Origin of the sequence: Mycobacterium sp. 012931 (assembly GCF_000419295.1) — a bacterium.
GTDB classification, from domain to species: Bacteria; Actinomycetota; Actinomycetes; order Mycobacteriales; family Mycobacteriaceae; genus Mycobacterium; species Mycobacterium marinum.
Window position 1 is genome coordinate 2,421,456 of the sequence record NZ_AOPX01000001.1, and the last position, 26,921, is coordinate 2,448,376.

Consider the following 26,921-nt stretch of genomic DNA (forward strand, 5'->3'; position numbering starts at 1 on the left):
GCGACAAAATGGCTACATCCTCGGCCGATGAGTTGGTGTGCCGCGCAGTAGTATCGACAAGCGCCACCAAGGCATGCAGGTGACGGTGGGCCGGGACTATCGAACCGGCCCCATGGCGGGATCAACACCGAAATCCGGCTCCTTGCCCGGCGCGCCTACGGATTCGCCGGTGTCCAAGTCGCCCTCGAGCTTGTTCTGCTGACCCGACCCATCGCCGGGCGGCACGCGTGCGTCGTGGTCCCTGTTGTGGATATCGCGCAACGGGACTTCGCGCATGAATAAGGCCAAGACGAAACCAATGGCGGCGACCGGTGCCGCGCAAAGGAATACCTGGGCTAGTGATCCGGCGTAGGCGTGCACGATCGGCGCCTCCACGGCAGGGGATTGTCGGTGCAGCGCTTCGGGGGAACTAGCCACTTCGGTGGCCGCGCCGGTGGCCGTCAGCGCCGAAGCCAGCCGCGAGTTGAGGAAGTTGACGAACAAGGAACCGAAGATGGCGGCCCCGAACGAGCCGCCGATGGTTCGGAACAGGCTAACGCCAGAGGTCGCAACGCCCAGGTCTTCGAACTCCGACGTGTTCTGCACGATGATTACCAGCACCTGCGAGGAAATCCCGATGGCGGACCCTAGGATCAGCAGGTAGACCGAATGCACTGCCGCAGTGGTCGATTCGTCCATGCGAGACATCAAAAGAAACGCGAGTGTCATCAGCGCCGTGCCCAGGACTGGAAAGATCTTGTAGCGGCCGGTGCGCCCCACCATGCTGCCGCTACCGATGGACGTGATCAACATGCCGATCGCCATCGGCAGGATGCGCAGTCCCGAGGCGGTTGCCGAAACGCCGTTGACGTACTGCATGAATGTTGGCACGAAGATCAGTGCGCCCAGCATCGCGAACCCCACGACGAACCCCAGCACGCAGCACACGCTGAATACCGGCGCGGCGAACAGGCGAATTGGCAGAATGGGCTGCGCGGCGGTGGTTTCCACCCAGACGAACACGGCTAGAGTCACGCCGGCAGCCGTGAACAGACCAATGATGGGCGCCGATCCCCACGCGTAGACCGACCCGCCCAAACTGGTAGCCAGGGTCAAGGCGGCGAGGCTCAAGCCAATGAACATGATTCCGGCATAGTCGATTACGGGTCGGGTTGTCGCCGCCAGCGCCGGGATCGCCGCCGTCGCTACGCAGATCACCACCGCCGAAACCGGGAGGTTGATCCAGAATGCCCACCGCCAGCTCAGGCAGTCGGTGAAGTAGCCCCCGAGCAACGGGCCGCCGATCGTCGCGATACCGATTACCGCGCCGAGGATCCCCTGATACCGACCCCGATCTCGAAGTGGCACCACCTCACCGATCAGGGCGATAGCGGTGACGGTGATGGCGCCTCCGCCGACGCCCTGTAAGGCACGGGATGCGACCAGCATGGTCATCGACTGCGTCAGCCCACACGACACCGACCCCGCCACAAAGAGCAGCACGGACTTGAAATACCCTCTTGCGTCCGAACATATCGCCGAGCTTGCCGACCAGCGCGGTGGCGATCGTAGAGGCCAGCAGGTAGCTGGTGACCACCCACGATTGGCGCCCCGCCTCTCCCAGGTCGGCAACGATGGTTGGCAACGCGATGGCGACGATGGTCTGATCCAGGGACGAGAGCAGTATTCCCAACACGAGCGCCACGAAGATGAAGTTGCGCCGCCTCGGGGTGATCAGCGCCCTGCCGGCCGCGAGATCGGTGGTCGGCGTGGCCGCGGCGACGGTGGCTCTCGGGCGCATCATGGCAGCCTCTCGGTCGTCGTCAGGGTGTCACCAACGCACTGGCAGCGACAGCATGCCCTCGTTCATCATCCCGGTACGAACCTTCAAGTCGTTTACATCCGCCGCGAGTTCGAGTGTCGGCACCCGGGTGACCAGACCGCGAAGCAGCGACTGCATCTCGCAACGAGCCAGCCAGGCCCCCGGACACAGAAACCGGCCGTGGCCGAAACTGACATGCCGATTCTCCGACCGGTCGACCAGGAACTCGTCTGGGTCGTCGAAGAAACGGGGGTCGCGGTTGGCCGCAGTAGTACTGACCGCAATCGTCGTTCCCTTCGGGATCACCGCGTCGTCGAGTTCGATGTCCTCGACTGCATAACGGAGAGCACCGAGGTTGGACGGCGGCAGGTAGCGCAACACCTCCTCGACCGTCGGCTCGATCAGTTTGGGATCGGCAACCACCCGGCCATAGCAACCCTTGTGCAGCAGTAGACCGATCATCCGGGAGATCATCACCCAGGTGGAGTCGATGCCGGCGGCGAAGAGGGCCTGTGCGAGGTAGACCAGTTCGAGGTGACTGAGCTGCCCGTCGTCGACGTCGGACACCGCGACTAGATCGCTGAAGAAGTCGCCCGTCGGCTCGGCCCGCCGTTTCTCGGCCAGCTCGCAGATGAACGCCGCGAACTCCTGCTGGCCGGCGGCCATTTCCTCGGCCGTGTGGAGCGAGAGGCTGAACAGCCGCTCCGCCCAGTATTGGGCGCGGTCGCCCTCGCCCGGTGGAAAGCCGAACATCTCGCCGATGATCTGCCGCGGCAGTGGGCGGGCGAGGGCATCGACGGCGTCGGCGGGCATCGGCCCGGCCAGCATTGCGTCCAGGAGCTCATCGACGATCGTGACGATCCTCGGCCGCAACTCTTCGATTCGCCCCCGGCGCAGTGCCTTGGCGAACAGCCGGCGGATCCGGGTGTGATTGGGCGGGTCAACCAGCGTCGAGACGAACTCCAGCTCGAGCATGTTGAGCTGGGTGGTCGACAGCCTGGCGGCGTCCGCGCGGTACATGTTGCGGCTGACTCGAGGGTCGTCCAGCACTCGCTTGGCATCGTCGTAGCGGGTGACGACAACCGCCGGGTCGCCGCTGGGAAACCGCACGTCGGCGACCGGGCACCGCTGCCGGAGTTTGCCGAGATCCCGAGGCGCCGACAACGCGTCCGGCTGAGTGAATGGGTAGTCCGTTGCAGTATTGGTTTCAGGATAGGCCAAAATGTCACCCCTTCAAATCTTGAGACGGATATGTCGGTCTTGGGACGAATATGTCGATCCAGAACTGACTGCGAAATGGCGTTCAGAATATGAGTGTCGCTGATATGCGAATCTATTCCATGCAACAACCCGCTGGCAAGGGATTGCGATTATTTCCCAGAGGGGGCGGACAACGTGCGGCGGCGCGCCTCAGGGGCTGGCGTAGTCCCTCGGCCGGTGTGACTTCGTTATCCACTGCAACAACGTTTTTAGCATCAACGGTCTGGTTGTTCAGCCCCGGAGTCCCGCTTGTGAACACGTTGTTAATTGTCGGTTGCGCATTGTGCATAGTGCACTGTTTGTGAAACAAGACTGTGCACTGTGCACTGTGCACTGCTTATGTCTAATTCACCGTGTCAAATAATTTGACTGCTATACGCTCGCGCGTTTGGCGATGGTCATGCCTGGAATGTGAATAGATGGTGACCGGCTAGGCGAATCCCGGGCGCCCGGATCTGATGATGGATGGTTGTGGACTCGGATTTACGCTCGGGCCGGGCGGGGTGAACCGGGGCTTTGCCGGGCTTGTCATGCCGCCTGGTGTAGCGCGGCCTGCCACGGTGTTGCTGAGTCTTACCTCTGGCGGGGGAGCGGCATTCCGTCGGGTCGCTGCGGCCACTGCCGCGGCCAGTGATTTGGGTTACTGTTACGTCAGTTGGAGCTGTTGTTTCCCGCGAGTGCGGCTGGAGAGCAAGATGACCATGTCCTATCAGGAACAGCAACTGCTGCAGGCCGCGACGGGCCGTGCTGCCATCCTGGATCTGACCGCCCGGCACAACCGCGCCTACTCCGATGGCGACCGTGACGGCTGGATCGCTACTTTCCGTCATTCCGGGGCCAGCTACACCCGTGATGGCGAGTCATTCACCGACCTGCGGGCCGCCTTCGATGGTGGTGATGGTCAACGCCTGGTCAGTCTCGACCACGAGGTTCAGGTGGACGGGGTCAACGCGGTCCAGCGCTGTGTTGCTGTGCTTTTCGCGGCTTTGCATGGTGACACGAACCTGCGGGCAACCGGGATCTTCCGGGATAAATTGGTCTACGAGCGCGGTGGCTGGTACTTCACTTCCCGTGTGCTCGAGTGGGATTCGGTGCCCAGCCGTCACCGTTGGTCATGTAGACGGCGTGGCTCCCGGTAGCCAGGTGGGGTACCGACTGGCCTTCGGCACCTACCAGGACGCACTGCAGATGGTCGGCACTGCGAGCCCGCCACGAACCGCGGCCACCGCGGTCAGCGGAGCGCGTATCCAGCTGTTCGCCGCCCTCGTTCACGACGGTAACCGCTCGTACTGGGATGAGGACTATGCGCGGGCGCACTGGGGAGGCCTGCTGGCTCCGCCGGCACTGCTGATGGGCTGGCTGACAACTCCGCCCTGGCAGCCCGCGGAGCGGGACTCGGCAGGGTCGTTGGCGCTGCGAGTGCCGTTGCCGGGAACCGCATTTATCAACGCGGCAAACGATGTCGAGTTTCTGCAGCCCATCGTGGAGGGGGACCGTCTCTGCGTAGTCGAGGAGCTGGTGTCGGTTTCTCCGGAGAAGCGAACGCGGCTTGGCGTCGGTCATTTCGTCGAAACCCTGGAGACTTACCGGCGCCAGGACGCCGTGGTGGTCGCCAGGTCGCGGAATACCTTGTTTCGCTTCACCCCCGGGCCATCGTCATGACAAGTTCGGAGCTGCATTGGGACGAGATCAGCGTTCCGTTCGACCTGCCCGAGGTCGTTGATGAGATCAGCTACCAGCGTGTGGTGGAGAACGCCGGGGCGACATGGGACTACTTTCCCGGCCACTTCGATCCGGGCTATGCCCGGGATCAGGGCAGCCCGACGATTTTCGTCAACACCATGCACCTGGCCGGATTCGCCGACCGGATCGCGACGGACTGGGCGGGGCCGGCCAGCCGAGTAATACGTCGCCGGATGCGATTGACCGGGTCGATCTATGCCGGTGACACGATGGTGGGCCGCGCAAGGGTGATGGCCAAACGGCGTGACACCAGCGTTGACCCGCCGCAGTACCTCCTAGAGATCCAGATCGAGGTCCAAAACCAGCACGGCGCGCTGTGCTGTCCCGTCGAGATCACCCTGCAGGTTCCTCAAAGCCCTTGAGTGGTGGCATTTTTCCGCTACACAGCACCGTCTGCAGCTCGACGTATTCGGCAAGCCCCTCGGGTCCGAACTCACGCCCGATGCCCGACTGCTTGAACCCGCCGAATGGTGCGCTGATGTCCAGCGTGTACATGTTGATGCCATAGGTGCCGGTACGCACCGCCGCGGCGATTTCGAGTCCGTGCGCGGTATCGGCGGTCCACACCGAACCGGCCAGGCCGTAGTCGCTGTCGTTGGCGATCCGGATCGCGTCCTGTTCATCCCGGTAGGTCAGGACAGTCAGGACCGGTCCGAATATCTCCTCCCGGGCGATGCGCATGTCGTTGGTGGCGTCGGTGAACAGGGTGGGCCGCACATACCAGCCGCGGTCCTGTGGGTTGTCCTGGCCGCCGAGCACGATGCGTGCGCCTTCCTGCTGACCGGAGCGAATGTAGTCACGAACCCGACGTTGTTGTCGCTGCGCGACCAGGGGCCCGACGTCGGTCTTCTCATCGGCGGGATCGCCGACCTGCAGCGCCGACATCATGTCGGCCAGGGCGTCGACGACTTCGTCGTGACGGCGTTCGCTCACCAGGATGCGGGTCTGAGCAACGCAGGCCTGCCCGTTGTTCATCAATCCTGCTGTTTTCAACCCGGCGACGGTCTTGCCGACGTCGGCGTCGTCGAGGATTATCGCCGCGGATTTTCCGCCCAGCTCCAAGCTCACCCGTTTGAGTCCTTCGCCGCACAGGGCGGCGATCCGACGGCCCGTGGCGCTGGACCCGGTGAACGCGATCTTGTCGACCCCGGGATGGCGAACCAGCGCCTCGCCGACCGTCGGTCCGCCGGGAAGCACCGATACGACGCCCTCGGGTAGCTTGATCTGTTCGATCATCTCGGCTAACCACAAAGCGTCCAAGGGGGTTTCGGGAGCCGGCTTGATGATCACGGTGCAACCGGCGATCAGTGCGGGGATCAGCTTGGGCATGATGAGGAATTGCGGCACGTTCCACGGCACAATCGCCCCGACTACCCCGACCGGGGCCCGACGCAGGTGCGCCTGTCCGCGTATTCCCTGGCGCCGCTCCACCCAGGGGAAGTTGCGGCCCGCCGCCAGTGCCAGCTGCATCAGGCCCGCTGCTCCGGCCGCTTTGCCCAGCCTGCTGAAACTGTGCGGCGAGCCCATTTCCGCGGTGATCAGGTCAGCCATGTCATCGAGGTGGCTCGCGTAGATCGCGGCCAACTCTTCGACTTTGCGTATCCGCTCACCCGGATCCAGCCGTGGCCACGGACCGTAGTCGAAGGCGCGCCGGGCGGCGGCCACGGCCGCCTCGACTTCGTCGGGGCCAGCCGCCGGGGCCCGCCCAATCGCCTCCTCCGAGTGTGGGGAAATCACGGTGATCGGCTCCGCGATGGTGGGTTTGCGCCAGCGTCCACCGATGAACAGCTCGTCAAACGAACGGTGCGTGGAATCGGCCGTCATCGGGGCACCACCTCGGGGCAGGCGACGGTAACTTCGCTATTCATGCTAACATAGCGAAAAAGCGGCTCCGGGCTGCCAGGGGAAGCCAGTCATGGCGGCCCGCGCGGTACTGGGGACGGCTGCGGCTCAGCCGGGTGTCTCGAGGGCCTGTGCCCAGGTGATGTGGCGATGCTGTAGCCCGGGCTCGTTTCACCCAAACACCAATCGTTGCCGGGCACCGGATTCGAGGTTGGTCTGCAGCGTTTCGGCCAGCCGATAGTCCTCATCGCGCACGGTTGCGTGCGCGTAATCGAAGACGGCCTGAGCGCCGGTGGCGACGGATTCGTCGGAGAGGTCCAACGGAGTCGAGTTCTGGTGCACCGTAATAGAGCTGCCAGGCCGGTCGCCCGGATAAATGCGGAACAGCTCGCCGTTGGCGATGGTGACCGACAGTACGACGTTGGGGAACAGGGCGTAGATCACCACCATGTGGTGGAACGGGTCCCACTGGCCCTCGGGGACGTTCTCCAGTTCCAGGATTGTGTTGAGCGGGAAGATCAATCGGTGGTGCGGTCCGTACGAGTCGAAGACGGTGCAGTTGCTGCGCGCAATGGTGGCGAAGGTCCGCCGATGCACCGTGGCGAAGTGATAGTTCTCCGCGAAGGTATCGGCGGCAAGTTTCCAGTTGATGGGCGAACCGAGCACCTTCTCGCCCAATGGAGACCACCGGCCGATGCCCCACGACTGGAGCTCGCCGGCGAGGGGGCCCAGATGTGCGGGGACGTCCAGCCTCGCGGCGGGATGTAATGACACCCAGAGGAACCCGGCGAACTCGGTGGCCGGAAGTTCGGTCAGTCCGTCGGACCCCACCGCGATCCCGGGGAACCCTTCACGGCCCGGCAGCCCGACTAGGCGTCCGCCATTGTCATAGGTCCACCCGTGATAGGGACAGGTAAACCGCAGTGCGGTACCGCAACCCGTCGCCACCCGGGACTGTCGATGCAGGCAGACGTTGTCGAAGGCCCGGACCGCCCGATCGGCAGCCTGGGTCAACAGGATGGATCGGCCCATGATCGTCTTGGTGCAGTAGGTGTCGGGACCGGGTAGTTCGGATGAGTAGCCGACCAGCTGCGGGCTGTCGAGCACCATGGCTCGGTCGCGCTCGTGTCTGTCCAGTGACGTGTACTCGCGCGCGTCGACGGCGTGCTGATGCGGGGCGAGGTCGGTGGTCTTGTCTCGGGCGAGTTTCAACGCCCGTCGGGTGAGGTCGATGAGCTGATCGCGATCCATCAGATCCCCCGTTGCAGTCGAGCCAACCGAGCCAGCTGCAGCCGTAGCAGTAACTTTACTAACTTTATAGTGAAAGCGAATCCGTGCCAACGATGCCCGGCGGCGCCGGTGCTGGTGCGGTCGGGCGCGCTGGTGTGAATCGGCCCCGCGGGCTCGCGATGGCGAGGATGCGGCGATGTGATGCATATGTGATGGTTGTGGCCAATGTGTCATGTGTTACTTGTGAAGTAATCTGGGGCATGTGTCGGTTTCGCGGCGTCAGGTGCTCAAATTCGCGGCGGCGACGCCCGGGCTGGTAGGCCTGGGGGCTGCTGCCGCGTCGTTGCGCGCTGCGCCGGTGTCGGCGGCGTCGCTGGGCACCCTGCTGGACTATGCCGCGGGCGTCATTCCGGCCAGTCAGATCAGGGCGGCCGGCGCGGTCGGGTCGATCCGGTATGTCTCCGACCGTCGGCCCGGCGGAGCCTGGATGCTCGGTAAGCCGATCCAAATCGGTGAGGCGCGCGATCTGGTCGGTAATGGGCTCAAGGTCGTCTCCTGTTATCAGTACGGGAAGGGGAGCACCTCGGACTGGCTGGGTGGCGCTGCCGCGGGCGTACAGCACGCCAGGCGGGGCGTGGAGCTGCACACGGCGGCCGGCGGCCCGCCAAGTGCCCCCATCTATGCCTCAGTCGACGACAACCCGTCTTATGAGCAGTACAAGAACCAGATAGTTCCGTATCTGCGGGCCTGGGAGTCGGTGATCGGCCATCAGCGCACCGGTGTGTACGCCAACTCGAAGACGATCGACTGGGCGGTGCGCGACGGCCTGGGCTCCTACTTCTGGCAGCACAACTGGGGCTCGCCGAAGGGATACACGCACCCGGCCGCCAATTTGCACCAGGTCGAGATCGACAAGCGCAAAGTTGGCGGAGTCGGCGTGGACATCAACGAGATCCTCAAGCCCCAGTTTGGGCAGTGGGCCTGACCTTCGGCCTAGCCACCCCTTGGGTGGCCATCACTCCAGCAAACACTTGTTCGCTCGCTGGGCAGCGCCGTCCGCGCCGATGCCCACGCGCTGAAACGGCTGAGACGATGTCGCACGGTGGCCTTGGCGCTAACTTTTAACATAACGATTTGGTAACAATACTGCCTTGATCAGCGCAGTTATAGCTACTCAGGCGTAACCACCTGCATGCAGGACGTTTGTTCGGCATGCCTGTGCCGTCGGTTAAACGCGGTGTTACCCATGACACGGTTACCCGTGCGTAGAACTCGCCAGTAACTTATTGGCGTCAAAAGAGTGGACGGATCCTTATGACACTCTTATATGGCCGATGCAGTCCGTCGCGCCGCCCGATCCATGGGCCGGCCCGCCGACAACACACCGGTCACAGGATTTTTCGGCTGCGATTCGACGCGGAATCGAGCAACCCCCGCAGGGAGTCCGGGCGGCCGAACGAGCTGAGATATACAGACGCACAAACAGGAGATGTTGAACGTGACGATCCACGAGCACGACCGGGTGTCAGCTGACCGCGACGAGACTGGCCCGCACAGCACCCATGCTCTGGTCGATCGTCTGACCGCGGGTGAGCCGTTCGCGGTGGCATTCGGGGGACAGGGCAGCGCGTGGCTCGAGACTCTCGAGGAACTGGTTTCGGCGGCCGGAATCGAATCAGAACTGGCCGCCCTGGTGGGCGAGGTCGAGCTGCTGCTCGAGCCGGTGTCCAAGGAACTGGTTGTGGTCCGCCCGATCGGCTTCGAGCCGCTGCAGTGGGTACGTGCGTTGGCCGCTGAGGATCCAGTCCCGTCCGACAAGCACCTGACATCGTCGGCGGTGTCGTTGCCGGGCGTGCTGCTTACCCAGGTCGCAGCCGTCCGCGCCTTGGCACGCCAGGGTATGGACCTGATTGCGACCCCTCCGGTGGTGTCGGTGGGGCACTCGCAGGGCGTGCTGGCGGTGGAGGCACTCAACGCCGGTGGGGCGCGCGACGTGGAGCTGTTGGCCCTGGCTCAGCTGATCGGTGCGGCGGGAACGCTGGTGGCGCGGCGACGTGGGATATCCGTCCTCGGCGATCGCCCGCCGATGGTTTCGGTCACCAACGCCGACCCCGAGCGCATCCAGCAGCTGCTGGAGGACTTCGCCCAGGACGTGCGCACCGTGCTTCCGCCCGTGCTGTCCATCCGCAACGGTCGGCGTTCGGTCGTCATCACCGGCACCCCCGAGCAGTTGTCTCGCTTCGAGCTGTATTGCCGCCAGATATCGGAGAAAGAAGAAGCCGAGCGCAAGAGCAAGGTCCGCGGCGGCGATGTCTTCGCGCCCGTGTTCGATCCGGTAAAGGTCGAGGTGGGCTTCCACACTCCGCGGCTGGCGGACGGAATTGACATTGTGGGCGGCTGGGCCGAAAAGGTTGGCCTCGACGTCGCCCTGGCCCGCCAGCTGGCCGAGGCGATCCTGGTTGACACGGTGGACTGGGTCAGTGACATCAACCGGGTCCACGAGGCCGGCGCACGCTGGATCCTGGACCTGGGGCCCGGTGACATCCTGACCCGGCTGACCGCGCCGGTGATCCGGGGCTTGGGCATCGGCATCGTGCCCGCGGCAACGCGCGGCGGCCAGCGCAACCTCTTCACCGTCGGAGCCACGCCCGAGGTTGCCAGGGCCTGGTCGAGTTATGCCCCGACCGCTGTTCGTCTCCCCGACGGCAGGGTGAAGCTCTCGACGAAGTTCACTCGGCTGACCGGTCGGTCGCCGATCCTGCTCGCGGGTATGACGCCCACCACCGTGGACGCCAAGATCGTCGCCGCGGCGGCCAACGCTGGGCACTGGGCCGAGCTGGCCGGCGGCGGGCAGGTCACCGAGGAGATCTTCGCCGACCGCATCAACGAGATGTCCGGTCTGCTCGAGCCGGGGCGCACCTATCAGTTCAATGCATTGTTCCTCGATCCCTACCTGTGGAAGCTCCAGCTCGGTGGCAAGCGGCTGGTGCAAAAGGCGCGCCAGTCCGGCGCGGCAATCGATGGTGTGGTGATCAGCGCGGGCATCCCGGACCTCGAAGAAGCCGTCGAGCTGATCGACGAACTCAACGACATCGGAATCAGCCACGTGGTGTTCAAGCCCGGCACCATCGAGCAGATCCGCTCGGTGATCCGCATTGCCGCCGAGGTGCCCACCAAGCCGGTGATCATGCACGTCGAAGGTGGGCGCGCCGGTGGCCACCATTCCTGGGAAGACCTCGACGACCTGTTGTTGGCGACCTATTCGGAGTTGCGGTCGCGCGCCAACATCACCGTCTGCGTCGGCGGTGGCATCGGTACCCCGGAGCGCGCGGCCGAGTACCTGTCCGGGCGCTGGGCGCAGGCCTATGGCTTCCCGCTGATGCCGATCGACGGGATCCTGGTCGGCACCGCCGCCATGGCCGCACTGGAGGCCACCACCTCGCCGTCGGTCAAGAAGATGCTGGTCGAAACCCAGGGCGCCGGTGAGTGGATCGGCGCCGGAAAAGCTCAGGGCGGCATGGCTTCCAGCCGTAGCCAGCTCGGTGCGGACATCCACGAGATCGACAACAGCGCGTCGCGTTGCGGGCAGCTGCTCGACGAGGTGGCCGGAGACGCGGATGCGGTCGCCGAGCGTCGCGACGAGATCATCGCCGCGATGGCCAAGACCGCCAAGCCTTACTTCGGCGACATCGCCGACATGACATATCTGCAGTGGCTGCAGCGCTACGTCGAACTGGCTATCGGCGAAGGCAATTCGACTGCCGACACCGCCGCGCCGGGCAGCCCGTGGCTGGCCGACACCTGGCGAGACCGGTTCCAGCAGATGCTGCAGCGCGCCGAAGCGCGTTTGCACCCACAGGATTTCGGTCCCATCGAGACCGCATTCGCCGATCCGGCGCTGCTGGAGAATCCGACGCAGACCATCGCCGCGCTGCTGGCCCGTTACCCGGACGCCGAGACCGTCCAGCTGCACCCGGCGGACGTGCCGTTCTTTGTGACGCTGTGCAAGACCCTTGGCAAGCCGGTCAACTTTGTGCCCGTCATCGACAAGGACGTTCGGCGCTGGTGGCGCAGTGACTCGCTGTGGCAGGCCCATGACGCCCGCTACGACGCTGACCAGGTGTGTATCATTCCCGGCCCCGCGGCGGTCGCCGGTATCACCCGGATGGACGAGCCGGTCGGTGAGCTGCTGGACCGCTTCGAGCGGGCCGCCATCGATGAGGTGCTCGGTAGCGACGGTGACGCGAAAGCGGTCACATCGCGCCGGTTGGGCCGTCCCGATGTGACCGGGCCGCTCGCCGTTGTGCTGGATGCCCCGGACGTGTTGTGGGCCGGGCGTACCGCGACGAATCCGGTCCACCGGATCGCCGACCCGAGCGAGTGGCAGGTCCACGACGGACCCGAAAGTCCCCGCGCCACGCACACGTCCACTGGCGCTCGGCTGCAAGTCCAGGGCAGCGACGTGGTATTGAGTGTGCCGGTTTCGGCCACCTGGATCGACATCCGGTTCACCCTGCCCGCCAACACCGTTGACGGCGGCATCCCGGTGGTCTCCACCGACGACGCCACCACCGCGATGCGCTCGGTGCTGGCGATCGCGGCCGGTGTGGACGGGCCGGAGTCATTGCCCTCGGTAACCGATGGAACGGCGACGGTGACCGTCGACTGGGACCCCGAGAAGGTGGCCGACCACACCGGGGTCACGGCCACTTTCGGTGAGTCGCTGGCACCTAGCCTCACAACCGTTCCGGACGCACTGGTCGGGCAGTGCTGGCCGGCGGTTTTCGCAGCGATCGGTTCCGCGGTGACCGACAGCGGTGTGCCGGTGGTGGAGGGGCTGCTCAGCCTGGTCCACCTCGACCATGCGGCTCGCGTGGTCGGCGATTTGCCCAAGATTCCTGCCCAATTGACCGTTACGGCAACGGCTTCCAATGCCACCGACACCGACATGGGTCGTGTGGTGCCGGTCTCGGTGACAGTTGCCGGGCCCGACGGTGCGACGATCGCCACTCTCGAAGAGCGGTTCGCGATCCTGGGCCGTACCGGAACCGCTGAACTCAGCGACCCGGTTCGGGCCGGTGGCACGGTATCGGAGAACGCCACCGACACCCCGCGGCGTCGTCGCCGCGACGTCACCCTCACGGCGCCCGTGGATATGCGTCCGTTTGCGGTGGTGTCCGGCGACCACAATCCCGTCCACACCGATCGTTCCGCGGCGTTGCTGGCCGGCCTGGAATCGCCCATCGTGCACGGCATGTGGTTGTCGGCCGCCGCGCAGCACACCGTGACCGCCACCGACGGGAAAGCTCGCCCGCCGGCCCGCCTGGTCGGGTGGACCGCGCGTTTCCTGGGCATGGTGCGCCCCGGTGACGATGTGGACTTCCGTGTCGAGCGCGTTGGAATCGACCAGGGCGCAGAGGTTCTGGAAGTGTCAGCGCGCATCGGTTCGGATCTGGTCATGTCGGCGTCCGCACGACTGGCCGCGCCCAAGACTGTCTATGCCTTCCCGGGTCAGGGTATTCAGCAAAAAGGCATGGGCATGGAGGTCCGAGCACGCTCCAAGGCGGCCCGCAAGGTGTGGGACATCGCGGACAGGTTCACCCGCGACACGCTGGGTTTCTCGGTGCTGCACGTGGTTCGGGACAATCCGACCAGCCTCATCGCCAGCGGTGTGCACTACCACCACCCCGACGGGGTGTTGTACCTGACGCAGTTCACCCAGGTTGCGATGGCCACCGTGGCGGCCGCGCAGGTGGCCGAAATGCGTGAGCAGGGTGCCTTTGTCGAGGGCGCGATCGCCTGTGGACACTCGGTGGGTGAGTACACCGCACTGGCCTGCGTGACGGGTATCTACGAACTAGAAGCCCTGTTGGAGATGGTGTTCCACCGCGGCTCGAAGATGCACGACATCGTGCCTCGTGACGAGCTGGGGCGGTCCAACTACCGGCTGGCGGCCATCCGGCCGTCGCAGATCGACCTCGATGACAACGACGTTCCGGCCTTCGTCGCCGGGATCGCCGAGAGCACCGGTGAGTTCCTGGAGATCGTGAACTTCAACCTGCGCGGGTCGCAATACGCGATCGCGGGCACGGTGCGCGGGCTAGAGGCGCTGGAGGCTGAAGTGGAGCGGCGCCGTGAACTCAGCGGCGGACGACGCTCGTTCATCCTGGTGCCCGGCATCGACGTTCCGTTCCACTCGCGGGTGCTGCGGGTTGGTGTCGCGGAGTTCCGCCGTTCGCTGGACCGCGTGATGCCGCGCGACGCCGATCCGGACCTGATCATCGGGCGCTACATCCCCAACCTGGTGCCGCGGCTGTTCAACCTGGACCGTGACTTTATCCAGGAGATCCGGGATCTGGTGCCGGCCGAGCCGCTCGACGAGATCCTGGCCGACTACGACACCTGGATTCGGGAGCGCCCGCGCGAGCTGGCGCGCACCGTCTTCATCGAGCTGCTGGCATGGCAGTTCGCCAGTCCGGTGCGCTGGATTGAGACCCAGGATCTGCTCTTCATCGAGGAGGCCGCCGGCGGGCTCGGCGTGGAGAGGTTCGTCGAGATCGGCGTGAAGACCTCGCCGACCGTGGCGGGTCTGGCTACCAACACGCTCAAGCTGCCCGAATACGCCCACAGCACAGTGGAAGTGCTCAATGCCGAGCGCGATGCCGCGGTGCTGTTCGCCACCGACACCGACCCCGAACCGGAGCCGGAGCCCGAGGCAGAGGAGCCCGCGGCGGAGGCGGGCGACGCGGCCGCTGCCGCGGCACCGGCCGCCGCCCCGGCCGCACCTTCGGGTGGCCCGCGGCCCGACGACATCGGGTTTGACGCCGCCGATGCCACTCTGGCGCTGATCGCGCTGTCCGCCAAGATGCGCCTGGACCAGATCGAGCAGCTGGACTCCATCGAGTCCATCACCGACGGCGCGTCGTCGCGGCGTAACCAGCTGCTGGTGGATCTGGGCTCCGAATTGAATCTGGGTGCCATCGACGGCGCGGCCGAGGCCGACCTGGCCGGGCTGCGCTCGCAGGTCACCAAGCTGGCACGGACCTACAAGCCTTACGGCCCAGTGCTTTCGGATGCGATCAACGATCAACTTCGCACGGTGCTGGGACCCTCGGGCAAGCGCCCGGGTGCCATCGCGGAGCGGGTCAAGAAGACCTGGGAGCTTGGCGATGGCTGGGCAAAACACGTCACCGTCGAGGTGGCGCTAGGCACCCGCGAGGGCAGCAGCGTTCGCGGCGGCGCCCTGGGCAACCTGCACGAGGGCGCGTTGGCCGATGCGGCTTCCGTCGACAAGGTGGTCGACGCCGCGGTTGCATCGGTTGCCGCCCGCCGTGGTGTCGCCGTGGCGCTGCCGTCGGCCGGCGGTGGCGGTGGCGCTACCGTCGACGCGGCGGCGCTCGCCGAATTCACCGATCAGATCACCGGTCGCGACGGCGTGCTCGCCTCGGCTGCTCGTCTGGTGTTGGGCCAGTTGGGTCTCGACGCCCCGGCCACCGCGCTGCCGGCCGCGACCGACGCAGACCTCATCGAACTGGTCACCGCTGAATTGGGCTCGGACTGGCCGCGTTTGGTGGCGCCGGTGTTCGACGGGAAGAAAGCAGTCGTGTTCGACGACCGCTGGGCCAGCGCCCGCGAAGACCTGGTCAAACTGTGGCTAACCGACGAAGGTGACATTGACGCCGACTGGGCGCGGCTATCGCAACGCTTCGAGGGAGCCGGCCAAGTCGTCGCGACCCAAGCCACCTGGTGGCAGGGCAAGTCGCTGGCGGCGGGGCGGCAGATCCACGCGTCGCTGTACGGCCGAATCGCCGCCGGTGCGGAGAACCCGGACCCGGGTCCGGACAGCAGCGAAGTGGCGGTGGTGACCGGCGCTTCGAAGGGTTCGATCGCGGCATCGGTGGTGGCACGACTGCTCGATGGCGGTGCCACCGTCATTGCCACCACGTCCAAACTCGACGACGAGCGGCTGGCGTTCTACCGCACGCTGTACCGAGACCATGCCCGCTACGGTGCGGCGCTGTGGGTGGTGGCGGCCAACATGGCCTCCTACTCCGACATCGACGCCCTGGTCGAATGGGTCGGCAGCGAGCAAACCGAAAGCCTTGGGCCGCAGTCGATTCACATCAAGGACGCGCAGACGCCGACGTTGCTGTTCCCGTTCGCGGCGCCGCGCGTGGTCGGCGACCTGTCGGAGGCCGGCTCGCGCTCCGAGATGGAGATGAAGGTGCTGCTGTGGGCAGTGCAGCGGCTGATCGGCGGGCTCTCGACGATCGGCGCCGAGCGCGACATCGCCTCGCGACTGCACGTGGTGTTGCCCGGCTCGCCCAACCGCGGCATGTTCGGTGGTGACGGCGCCTACGGCGAAGCCAAGTCGGCGCTGGACGCGGTGGTGAGTCGTTGGCACGCCGAGTCCTCGTGGGCGGCCCGGGTCAGCCTGGCGCACGCGCTGATCGGATGGACTCGCGGCACCGGCCTGATGGGTCACAACGACGCCATCGTCAGCGCTGTCGAAGAGGCCGGCGTCACCACCTACTCCACTGACGAGATGGCGGCGATGCTGCTCGGCCTGTGCGATGTGGAGTCCAAGGTCGCGGCGGCCAGTACCCCGATCAAAGCGGACCTCACGGGTGGGCTGGCGGAGGCCAACCTCGACATGGCCAAACTAGCCGCCAAGGCGCGTGAGGAGATGTCGACCGAGGCGACCGCAGATGACGAAGAGTCAACTGAGGGGGCAATTCCCGCGCTGCCGTCACCGCCGCGTGGATACACGCCGGCGCCGCCACCGCACTGGGACGACCTCGACGTGGACCCGTCCGACCTGGTGGTGATCGTCGGCGGTGCCGAGCTCGGTCCATACGGCTCCTCACGGACGCGTTTCGAGATGGAGGTCGAGAACGAGCTCTCCGCCGCCGGTGTGCTGGAGTTGGCCTGGACCACCGGGCTGGTCCGGTGGGAAGACGACCCGCAACCGGGCTGGTATGACACCGGAACCGGTGAGCTGGTCGACGAAGCCGAGTTGGTCGAGCGTTATCACGATGTGGTGGTGGAGCGCGTCGGCATTCGGGAGTTCGTCGACGACGGCACGATCGACTCCGACCACTCGTCGCCGTTGCTGGTGTCGGTGTTCCTGGACAAGGACTTCTCCTTCGTGGTGTCCTCGGAGGCCGACGCGCGTGCCTTCGCAGACTTCGATCCCGAGCACACCGTCATCCGGCCGGTGCCCGATTCGGGTGACTGGCAGGTCATCCGTAAGGCCGGCACCGAGATTCGAGTGCCGCGCAAGACGACACTGTCGCGGGTGGTTGGCGCCCAGCTCCCGACGGGCTTCGATCCGACGGTGTGGGGCATCAGTCAGGACATGGCCAGTTCGATTGACCGCGTAGCGGTTTGGAACATCGTGGCCACCGTCGACGCGTTCCTGAGCGCCGGGTTCAGCCCGACCGAGGTAATGCGTTATGTGCACCCGAGTTTGGTCGCAAACACCATGGGCACCGGGATGGGTGGCGGCACGTCGATGCAGACGATGTACCACGGAAACCTGTTGGGCCGGAACAAGCCGAACGACATATTCCAGGAAATTCTGCCGAATATCGTCGCTGCGCACGTGGTTCAGTCCTACATCGGTAGCTACGGCTCGATGATCCAACCGGTCGCCGCATGCGCGACGGCCGCGGTGTCGGTCGAGGAGGGCGTCGACAAGATCCGCTTGGGCAAGGCCGAGATGGTGGTGGCCGGCGGTATCGACGACCTCACCTTGGAAGGCATCATCGGCTTCGGTGACATGGCGGCCACCGCCGACACCGCCATGATGCGCGGCCGCGGAATCGCCGACTCGAAGTTCTCCCGGCCCAATGACCGGCGCCGGCTGGGCTTCGTGGAAGCCCAGGGCGGTGGCACGATTCTGCTGGCCCGTGGCGACCTGGCTCTGAAGATGGGCCTGCCCGTGCTCGCGGTGGTGGCCTTCGCACAGTCCTTCGGAGACGGTGTGCACACCTCGATTCCGGCTCCGGGGCTGGGCGCATTGGGCGCCGGACGCGGCGGCCGGGACTCCGCGCTGGCGCGGGCGCTGGCCAAGTTGGGCGTGGGTGCCGATGACATCGCCATCATCTCCAAGCACGACACGTCGACGCTGGCCAACGATCCCAACGAGACGGAATTGCACGAGCGGCTCGCCGACTCACTTGGCCGATCCGAGGGTGCGCCACTGTTCGTGGTGTCGCAAAAGAGCATGACCGGTCACGCCAAGGGTGGCGCGGCGGTCTTCCAGATGATGGGGCTGTGCCAGATTCTGCGTGACGGTGTCATTCCGCCCAACCGGAGTCTGGACTGTGTGGACGATGAACTGGCCGGGGCAGCGCACTTCGTGTGGGTGCGTGACGCGTTGCGGCTGGGCGGGAAGTTCCCGCTCAAAGCCGGCATGCTGACCAGCCTCGGGTTCGGCCACGTGTCCGGTCTGGTCGCGTTGGTGCACCCACAGGCGTTCATCGCCTCGCTGGCTCCTGAGCAGCGCGCGGACTACCAGCGGCGTGCCGATACGCGGCTGCTGGCCGGTCAGCGGAGGCTGGCGTCGGCCATGGCCGGTGGAGAGCCGATGTATCAGCGGCCTCCGGACCGCCGTTTCGACCACGACACGGCCGAGAAGCCGCAAGAGGCAGCGATGCTGCTGAATCCGGCCGCTCGGCTCGGCGACGGCGAGGCCTACATCGGATGAGATTGGTCATCGATTAACGTGGCGATCCATGGGCATCGTCGGCGTCGGGATCGACCTCGTCTCCATTCCTGATTTCGCCGAGCAGGTCGATCAGCCGGGAACGGCGTTCGCTGCGACCTTCACCCCCGGTGAGCGCCGCGACGCCTCCGATAAGAGTTCGTCGGCGGCGCGGCACTTGGCGGCCCGTTGGGCCGCCAAGGAAGCGGTGATCAAGGCCTGGTCTGGATCACGGTTCGCGCAGCGGCCGGTGCTGCCCGAAGACATCCACCGCGACATCGAGGTGGTCACCGACATGTGGGGACGGCCGCGGGCGCGTCTCACCGGGGAGATCGCCAAGCACCTGGCCGATGTGACGATCCATGTGTCGTTGACCCACGAGGGGGATACGGCGGCCGCCGTGGCCATTCTCGAGACCAGTTGATCTCCGGCGAGCAGACGCGAAATCGCATCGGAATCTCCGATCCCGTGCGATTTCGCGTCTGCTCGCCAGGGTGCTAGCGCGCGAGGCTGCGCGCGTATCCGGTTCCCATCGCCAGCAGCACCAGGCCGACCACGATGAACGCCGCGACCCGGAAGATGCCGTCGAGCGTGGCGAGATCGAACAGGAACAGCTTGGCGGTGGCGGCCCCGGTGAGCGCCAGGCCGGCGCTGATCGGGGCGGTGCGGCGTTCCCGGTCTGCGACTCGCAGTGCGTAGACGAACAGCGGCGCCGCTACGGCGATCCAGCAGATGGTGGCCGCCATGTGGCCGGCCAGGAAGCCCGCCTCGGTGCCGGCGATCAGGACACCGGCGGTGACCGTAAACGCGGTGACGGCATAGATCACCAGCACCCCGCCGACGGCGGCCAGGATCCGGCGGATGTCGCGATTCTGGCCTCCGATGCCGGCACACGCCCTGCTCATCGCAACGACAAATGCGATGCTGAGCAGGCTGGCGGCCAAGGTGGACACCGCGATCGGGGTCGGCATCACCGTCGCTGTCAACAGCGCATAGCTGTAGTACAGGCCGAGGCCGACGATGCCGAAACCCGCTGCGGCCCAGAGCGCCATGCGGTCGTGGCGACCGGCGATCGCGACGACGATGGCAAGGGCGAGCAGGATCGGCCCCTCGACGTGGCCGTCGAAGGCAACGGTAACGGCGACCAGCGCCGAGATTGCCGACCATGCCGCCAAGACCCGGTTGAAGATGGTGGGAAGTTCACTGCCTACCAGAACGATTGCCAACAGTGCCGCGGCCAGGGTGCCGGCCAGCAGCGCGGCAAACACGCGATCGACCGCGACGGCGGCGGCCAAGACGGGCAGGGTCCCGACCACCGTGAGCACGGCCAGGGCGGCGGCGTTCTTGCCGCCCGGCAACACGATCAGGCCGCTCACGATGGCAAGGATCGCCGCGACACCGCAGGCTGCGCCCAGCAGCCAGGTGTTGTCGTGCTTGTCGGCCGCCACCAGGGCGATCAACAGGGGCACGGTGGGTGCCGCGACGCGCGCGGCGTGCAGCCAGACCCAATCCTTGCCCAGTTGCACCGGTAACGCTGCGGCCGACAGCGCCAGCATGAAGCTCACCAGCAAGAGATCGGCACCTCTGGTGAGCACGGGCGCCAGCCCGATCAACGGCACCAGCACCAGTAGCCCCAGGTGCCCGGAATCCCAGCGGCGGGCCAGCGCAAGTCCCGCCCCACCGACCAGCGCGGCCGGCACCAGCCCGGCGGGCGCCGGCACCCACTGGTAGATGGTGGTCGCCGCGATGACGTCCAGGTAGGCGGTTGCGATACCGGTGGCGGCCAACGCGATCGCGCCGATGCGTCCACCGGGGCGGCCGCGCAGCCGGACGGCCACGCCGACGAGCGCGACTGACAACGCCGTGCCACCGGCGACCCGGATCTCGGGTCGCAGCAGCCCGGCTTGCGCGGCGAGGACCAGCAGCAGCGCCACGCCGGTCAACGTCACCGCCACTCCCGCGACCGCTAGCAGCTTGCCGATCCAGCCGGATTCGGTGCTCTCGGCGGGGCGCCGCGGTGCGGAGACCGGTGGGGCCGCGGCCGGTGCCGGGGCCGGTGGGCCTTGGGGGCCGGGCGCGCGGTAGGTGGGGGAGCGTCCTGGCGTGGCGGCGCCGCGGCGGGTGCTGGCGCCACGGGCGCCCACTGCTGCCAGTAGGGGTACCAGTACGGAGCCACAGGCTGCGGTTGTGGTTGCGGCGGCGCGGCCGCAGCGGGTTGGGGCGCGCCGACCGAATCGGAGATCAGGCGGTCAAGCTGGCTGAGTTCGCCGGAAACGCGGGCCATCTGACGAGCCAATGAGTCGAATTCCGCGGAGAGTCGACTGATGACAGCGTGCCGCGATTCGGTCATGTCGATTACTCTGCCGTTCTTGGCCCCGGCATGGATGAGTAGGACTACGCAAACTGGGCGGCTACTTGTCCAGCCCGTGCTCAATGGCGTAGCGGGTCAGCTCCACCCGGTTGGCGACCTGCAGCTTGCGGAACGTCGCCTGGACGTGGTTTTCCACCGTCCGGTGGCTCAACGAGAGCTTTTCAGCAATCTGCTTGGCGGACAGTCCTTTTGCGACGTAGCGCAGTATCTCGGTCTCCCGTTCGGTCAGGCTGGGCCGATCCTGGCTCGAGTCCGCGGTTTGCGCGATACGCCGATACTCGCCCAAGACCAGCCCAGCCAGGCTTGGGGTGAAGACGGCTCGCCCCGCCGCGGTGGCGCGCACCGCATCGGCGAGTTCGGCCTTCGACGCACTCTTGACCAGGTATCCGGTTGCCCCCGCCTTGACGGCTTCCAGGACGTCCTCGCGTTCGTCGGAGGCCGACAGCACCAGCACGCGGGTCGCGGGCGAGACCTTGAGCACCTCCGTGGTTGCCTGCACACCATCGCCGTCGGCCAGCCGCATGTCCATCACCACCACGTCGGGCTTGACGATTGCGGCCCGCCGTTGCGCCGTCGCCACCCCGTCGGCGGTGGCGACCACTGCGAAGCCGTCATCGGAGAGATCGCGGGCAACCGCGTCACGCCAGATCGGATGGTCGTCGACGACCATCACCGTCGGCGATTCGTGCTCACTCATGACGATCCTTCCCGGCGTGGCACCCGCAGCTCCCATTCGGTGCCCTCGCCCTGGTCCGTGCTCAGTTCTGCGGTGCCACCCAGGGCCGCCAGCCGTCCCACAATCGACTTCGAGATACCCAGATGCCCCTGGCCGGCGGCCTCGTCGAGTCGCCCCGGGGCAATGCCCACGCCGTCGTCGCGGACGCTGACGGTGACCGAGTCGCCGAGATCTTCGAGCAGCACGAATGCGCGGGCGCTCGGCCCGGCATGCAGGCGCACGTTGTCGAGGGCGTTGCCCACCGCCGCATCCAGCTCGGTGGCGACCTCCCGCGTCAGTGTCACCGGAGTTCCCGGCAAGCTCATCGATACCCGGTCGGACGCCCTGCGCCGCAACAGGGCGCACAGGTCGACGCTGCGGGTGTTGCCGTCACGATCGGTGTCAGTGGAGATTATCCATCGGCGCAGCGCGCGTTCCTGCTCGCTGGCGAGTTCGGCTAACTCGGATGTGGGGCCACCGATTTCGTGCCCGCGCCGAGAGACCAGCGCCAGCACCTGGATGACGCCGTCGTGGACCTGCCGGGAGAGCCGCTCCCGCTCCTGCAAGGCGGCCGACAGCTGAGCCGCTCGTTGCAGATCGGCGTGGGCGCGCCGGGCGGTGCGGGCGGCCATGCCGACCGCCAGGCCGACCGCCAGTTCGATCACGATGGTCGCGCTGCGCCCAAGGTTGACGTTGACGTAGCCCTTGACGGCCTCGTTGGCGGCTGTCACCGCAATGCCGGTCAACATGCCGCCGGCCGGGCCGAACTGCAGCGCCGCCGAGATGGTGGCGTTGCTGGCCCAAAGCGTGGTCGGCCAGGTCTGGTTGTCCAGGGCCCACTGTGCCGAGGCCACCATCTTGGTGGACAGCATCAGCACGACGACGACGGCGATCTCGGTGATCACCCAGGGAGCGCGGCACCAAAGATCATCAACCCAGCTCACAAGCCTGCTAATCAACAACGCCGGAGCCCTGGGTGATCACCCAGGCCGGCCGCCGGCCGAAGCCGCGCAGGTAGGCGACCGCGCAGGCTGCGCTCCAGCCGATCAGCACCGCGAACAGCGCCCAGCCCAGCAGCGGCCGCTGCAGGTTTGAGTTGATCGCGATGTGGAAGCCGAGTGCGTAGCCGCAGCTCAGCAGCCAGAATAGCTGCGCCGCCCGCCAGAGCGGCGCCGTCGGGTCGGGACCGCGTGTCGCCATTACGCGCTCAGCATAGCCAGCCCGTTGGTTAGCCTCAGTGTCATGACTGATCTTGTTGAGCGTGTGCGCGAGGTGCTGCCGTCGGTGCGGCAGGACCTCGAGAAGCTGGTCCGGATCGAATCCGTATGGGCCGACCCGGGGCGACGCGCCGAGGTCCATCGCAGTGCTCAAGCGGTAGCTGATTTGTTGGCACAGGCAGGTTTTGATGACGTCCAGATCGTCAGCGAAGGCGGTGCCCCGGCGGTCATCGCGCAGCATCCGGCACCGCCGGGCGCGCCGACCGTGCTGCTGTATGCCCACCACGATGTCCAACCCGAGGGAGACCCCGATCAGTGGGCCTCGGCCCCGTTCGAGCCGACCGAACGCGACGGTCGTCTTTACGGGCGTGGCACGGCCGATGACAAGGCGGGAATCGCAACGCATTTGGCGGCCTTTCGGGCGCACGATGGCAAACCGCCGGTGGGTGTGACCGTCTTCGTCGAGGGCGAGGAGGAGTCCGGTTCGCCGTCGTTGGGCCGATTGCTGGCCGCTCACCGCGACGTGCTGGTGGCCGACGTGATCGTCATCGCGGATTCGGACAATTGGAGCACCGATGTGCCGGCGCTGACGGTGTCGCTGCGTGGCATGGCTGACTGTGTCGTGGAAGTCGCCACCCTCGACCACGGGCTGCACTCCGGTTTGTGGGGTGGTGTGGTTCCCGACGCGCTCAGTGTGTTGGTGCGGCTGCTGGCCAGCCTGCACGATGACGACGGCAACGTAGCGGTGGCCGGATTGCACGAGAGCACGGCCGCCGCCGTTGACTATCCGCCCGAGCGGGTGCGTGCGGACTCGGGTCTGCTCGACGGTGTCACCGAGATCGGGTCAGGTTCGGTGCCCCAGCGGCTGTGGGCGCAGCCGGCGATCACCGTGATCGGTATCGACACCACTTCCATTGCGGCAGCATCGAATACGTTGATTCCGCGGGCTCGCGCCAAGATCAGCATTCGGATCGCACCCGGCGGGGACGCCGCGGCGCACCTCGATGCCGTGGAAGCTCACCTGCGTAAGCATGCGCCCTGGGGAGCCCGGGTAAGCGTCGAGCGCGGCGACATCGGTCAGCCTTACGCGATCGACGCGAGCGGTCCGGTCTATGACGCCGCACGCACGGCGTTCCGCCAGGCGTGGGGTGCCGACCCGATCGACATGGGTATGGGTGGGTCGATCCCGTTCATCGCCGAGTTCGCCGAGGCGTTTCCTGACGCGAAGATCCTCGTCACGGGGGTGGAGGATCCCGGGACGCAGGCGCACAGCGTCAACGAGAGCCTGCATCTGGGGGTGCTGGAGCGAGCCGCGGTGGCCGAGGCGCTGCTGCTGGCCAACCTGGCCTGATCACACCTGTAGGTCGCGGCGGAGTTTGGCGACGTGCCCGGTCGCCTTCACGTTGTACTGGGCGACGGCGATCTTGCCGTTTTCGTCGACCACGAACGTGGAACGGATCACGCCGGTGACGGTCTTGCCGTACATCATCTTCTCGCCGTAGGCGCCGTAGGCGGCCAACACCTTGCGGTCCGGATCGGATAGCAGCGGGAACGTGAGCCCCTCGGCATCGCGGAACTTGGCCAGCTTCTCCGGCTTGTCGGGCGAGATCCCGACCACGTCGAGGCCGGCCTCGTTCAACTCGCTCAGGTTGTCGCGGAAATCGCAGGCCTGTTTGGTGCATCCGGGAGTCGAAGCGGCCGGGTAGAAGTACACCACCACTTGGCGTCCCTTGTAGTCGGACAGTGACACCTTGTTGCCGTTGGCGTCGGGCAGGCTGAATGCAGGCGCTTTGTCGCCTGGCGCCAGGCGTGTGGTCTCGCTCAACGTAGGTCCCTTTCTGTTCACCGGAGCGTTAGGACTCGCACCGGCTGATCTAGGGTAGTGCGGGCAGGTGTATAGGCCGGATAGCGGGAGACTTGGAGGACAGACACGTGGCGGACCGCGATCCCGACACCATCAAGCAGGACATCGACGTCGCCCGCGACCAGCTGGCGACCACCGTCGACTCGCTGGTTGAGCGTGCCAACCCCCGCCGCCTGGCCGACGACGTGAAGGCCAAAGTGATCGAGTTCGTCACCAAACCGGCCGTGACCGTGACGTTGGTCGGGATCGGGTCTGTCGTCGTGGTCGTGGTGATCCGCAAGATCAGGAACCGCTGAGACGGCTTCGGATGTGCGTCCAGGGCGTGGAAACCGCCGGATCGCCACCCTGAGCGCACACTCGACGCCCTGGGGGCACGCTCGACGCGATTGGGTACCACCGCAGTGCCCTCAGGTCATTCCGGCCGCGGTGCCGCTTTCGACGTGTATCGGCAGGTCATCGACCCAGGGCTGGGCCTCGGCCATGTCAGCCACATCGACGTAACCGTGCTCGAACTCGCCAGTGGCGGCGTCGACGAGCCGGTACTGCTGGCGCTGGATTTGGATGGGCTGCGAGTCGAGAATCACCACCCGAACCTCACCCGGCTCGAATCCGCACCGCTGCTGTAGGGCCTCGATGAGGCACTCGTTATGTAGATGCCCGTCGCCGAAGTTCCATCCGAGCACCATGGCGCAAAGTTGCTCGCCCTCGCACACGTTGTAGTCGTCCTCGTCGTACCCGGCCAGTGCGCGATGCACCAGCGTGTAGAGCGCGCGGCCATGGGTGTTCATCCCCCGAAACGCGAAGGCCAGGTGTATCGGCACCAGGGCCTGCTCTTTGCTGTTGTAGAGCCGCTCGAGTTGCAGGTGATACATCGGGCCGAGTGCGCGAGCACCGACTCGGATCTTTTCGTCGGCCGACGGCTTGACGCACCACTGGGTGGTGTCCCAGTTGCCGGCGTAGTAACGCATGCCGGGCAGGAAGGAGACCATGCGCGGGTAGAGATTTCCGATGACGACAACGGCGGCGATCAGGGCGCACAGGACGACGGGCCACGGGCCGGTCAAATCGGCGAGCCCGAGGTGTGCGTGGGCGACGAACAGCCACAGCACCCCGAAAATCATGAAGACGTTCCACTCCAGCGGCACCCCCATCGGGAAGGCCAGCAGGATGTTGAGGTGGAACATGACCATCACGAACGCGGCAATGGTCGTCGGCCAGCCACCGTGGCAGAAGAACAGCGCCAGCGGTACCAGCCCTTCCACCGCGGTCGAGAAATGTGCGATGAAGTCCGATAACGTGCTGGGCCGTAGATCATCCGGGTATCGCTTGAACAACGACCTCTTGAGGAACCCGGAGGGGATGAACGGATTATTGGCCAGCATCGTCGAGATCACGAACGGGAAGTGTTTGTTGAGCTTCGAGGTCGCTGCGCCCAGCCAGATGACGATGAAGACCAGCTTTGCTCCGACGACGATGTCGCTGCCGGAGAACAGGAACACCAGTGTCAGTGGCGCATACACCTCACCGCGCGCGGCCAGGAAGGTGATCTTGTCGCGCAGGCCGAGGACCGCGAGCACCGAGAGGATGGCGACCGGCTGCCACCGCGGAAGCACGCCGATCATGGTGTTGAGCTCAGGAATTGGCCCGGTGCCGTCGGACACCAACGCGACGACGAGCAGCGCGAGTAGGGCGCCGTAGAGCAAAACCTCGAACAGAGTTCTGTTGGTGCCCTTGGTCAGTGGCACCCGGTTGGGCCAGGGGGGCAGGCGGATGGTTCCGGGCCGCAGCCAGTACAGGATCGAACCCATCGGCGGGAAGTAGCGCCCGGCCATCGGGCCGAAGCAGCAGCCCAGACCTACCACCTCGAACAGCATCGTGTAGAGCACGGCCTTCTCGAACACGATCGGTTCCGTCCACCACGCGCCGACGTTGCTGAAGCCCTCGACACCGCTTGTGGACAAGGCGAACAGTACGCGCCCAGGATGTAGAGCACGATCTTGATGCCATACATCACGGGCATCACCAGCGGGGTGCCGAAGCCGTTTTCTGCAATGTGGCGGGCCATCGGAACGATCCGCTGCGCGCGGGTGCCCTTGCTCCACTCGGCCATGTCGACGACGGGCAGGTTTGGCTGGATGAACCCCATTACAGCTCCTTCGACAAACCTGGT

At 66.1% G+C, this 26,921-nt stretch carries 12 protein-coding genes and 5 pseudogenes; 8 read left to right on the forward strand and 9 right to left on the reverse strand.

The window, feature by feature from the left end:
• Window positions 1-96: 96 nt before the first annotated feature.
• Together MMSP_RS10855 and MMSP_RS10860 are read right to left on the reverse strand one after the other, a co-directional pair.
• Window positions 97-1,783, reverse strand: a pseudogene (locus tag MMSP_RS10855) (MDR family MFS transporter).
• 27 nt (window positions 1,784-1,810) lie between these two features.
• A complete protein-coding gene (locus MMSP_RS10860) occupies window positions 1,811-3,022 on the reverse strand; it encodes a cytochrome P450 (RefSeq protein ID WP_020726065.1) in 1,212 nt (403 codons plus the stop codon).
• A 734-nt stretch (window positions 3,023-3,756) separates the two neighbouring features.
• On the opposite strand from MMSP_RS10860, the gene MMSP_RS10865 reads away from it, so the two are divergent.
• From MMSP_RS10865 to MMSP_RS10875, 3 genes are read left to right on the forward strand one after another with little or no spacing between them, the layout of a single operon-like run.
• On the forward strand, window positions 3,757-4,200 hold the full coding sequence (locus MMSP_RS10865) for a nuclear transport factor 2 family protein (protein WP_020786649.1): 444 nt from the start codon (window positions 3,757-3,759) through the stop codon (window positions 4,198-4,200).
• 49 nt (window positions 4,201-4,249) lie between these two features.
• Window positions 4,250-4,723 carry a MaoC family dehydratase N-terminal domain-containing protein gene (locus MMSP_RS10870; RefSeq protein WP_051153784.1) on the forward strand — a complete coding sequence of 158 codons (474 nt, stop codon included), beginning with the start codon at window positions 4,250-4,252 and terminating at the stop codon, window positions 4,721-4,723.
• On the forward strand, window positions 4,720-5,166 hold the full coding sequence (locus MMSP_RS10875) for a MaoC family dehydratase (RefSeq protein WP_020786650.1): 447 nt from the start codon (window positions 4,720-4,722) through the stop codon (window positions 5,164-5,166). The genes MMSP_RS10870 and MMSP_RS10875 overlap by 4 nt, the downstream gene beginning before the upstream one ends.
• Here MMSP_RS10875 and MMSP_RS10880 read toward each other — a convergent pair.
• Both MMSP_RS10880 and MMSP_RS10885 read right to left on the reverse strand, forming a co-directional pair.
• A complete protein-coding gene (locus MMSP_RS10880; RefSeq protein WP_020786651.1) occupies window positions 5,138-6,628 on the reverse strand; it encodes an aldehyde dehydrogenase in 1,491 nt (496 codons plus the stop codon). The two genes, MMSP_RS10875 and MMSP_RS10880, sit on opposite strands and share 29 nt — an antisense overlap.
• 192 nt (window positions 6,629-6,820) lie before the next feature.
• Window positions 6,821-7,897 (reverse strand): annotated as a pseudogene (locus MMSP_RS10885) (aromatic ring-hydroxylating dioxygenase subunit alpha); the annotation flags it as partial.
• Window positions 7,898-8,138: 241 nt separating this feature from the next.
• Between MMSP_RS10885 and MMSP_RS10890 the strand changes: the two are divergent.
• From MMSP_RS10890 to MMSP_RS10900, 3 genes are all read left to right on the forward strand, one after another.
• Window positions 8,139-8,861, forward strand: coding sequence for a DUF1906 domain-containing protein (locus tag MMSP_RS10890; RefSeq protein WP_015356614.1), 723 nt, complete (start codon window positions 8,139-8,141; stop codon window positions 8,859-8,861).
• 513 nt (window positions 8,862-9,374) lie between these two features.
• Window positions 9,375-18,587: a type I polyketide synthase gene (locus MMSP_RS10895; RefSeq protein ID WP_020786653.1), complete on the forward strand. Its 9,213-nt coding sequence runs from the start codon at window positions 9,375-9,377 to the stop codon at window positions 18,585-18,587.
• Between the two features lie 28 nt (window positions 18,588-18,615).
• Window positions 18,616-19,008, forward strand: a complete 393-nt coding sequence (locus MMSP_RS10900) for a holo-ACP synthase (protein WP_020786654.1) — start codon at window positions 18,616-18,618, stop codon at window positions 19,006-19,008.
• A gap of 73 nt (window positions 19,009-19,081) precedes the next feature.
• Here MMSP_RS10900 and MMSP_RS10905 read toward each other — a convergent pair.
• From MMSP_RS10905 to macS, 3 genes and pseudogenes are all read right to left on the reverse strand, one after another.
• Window positions 19,082-20,934: pseudogene (locus MMSP_RS10905) on the reverse strand (DUF2339 domain-containing protein).
• Between the two features lie 61 nt (window positions 20,935-20,995).
• Window positions 20,996-21,652, reverse strand: a complete 657-nt coding sequence (locus MMSP_RS10910; RefSeq protein ID WP_012395552.1) for a response regulator transcription factor — start codon at window positions 21,650-21,652, stop codon at window positions 20,996-20,998.
• A pseudogene (gene macS, locus MMSP_RS10915) lies at window positions 21,649-22,870 on the reverse strand (MacS family sensor histidine kinase). The gene MMSP_RS10910 and the pseudogene macS overlap by 4 nt, the downstream one beginning before the upstream one ends.
• Window positions 22,871-22,912: 42 nt before the next feature.
• Here macS and MMSP_RS10925 point away from each other — a divergent pair.
• Window positions 22,913-24,238, forward strand: a complete 1,326-nt coding sequence (locus tag MMSP_RS10925; RefSeq protein ID WP_020786658.1) for a dipeptidase — start codon at window positions 22,913-22,915, stop codon at window positions 24,236-24,238.
• Here MMSP_RS10925 and bcp read toward each other — a convergent pair whose 3' ends face one another.
• Window positions 24,239-24,712, reverse strand: a complete 474-nt coding sequence (bcp, locus tag MMSP_RS10930) for a thioredoxin-dependent thiol peroxidase (protein ID WP_011741514.1) — start codon at window positions 24,710-24,712, stop codon at window positions 24,239-24,241.
• A 107-nt stretch (window positions 24,713-24,819) separates the two neighbouring features.
• Here bcp and MMSP_RS10935 point away from each other — a divergent pair, with 107 nt between their 5' ends.
• Entirely contained in the window at window positions 24,820-25,047 is a 228-nt protein-coding gene (locus MMSP_RS10935; protein WP_011741513.1) for a DUF3618 domain-containing protein, read from the forward strand.
• 111 nt (window positions 25,048-25,158) lie between these two features.
• On the opposite strand, the pseudogene MMSP_RS10940 reads toward MMSP_RS10935, so the two are convergent.
• Window positions 25,159-26,897 (reverse strand): annotated as a pseudogene (locus MMSP_RS10940) (DUF3556 domain-containing protein).
• Window positions 26,898-26,921: the final 24 nt, after the last annotated feature.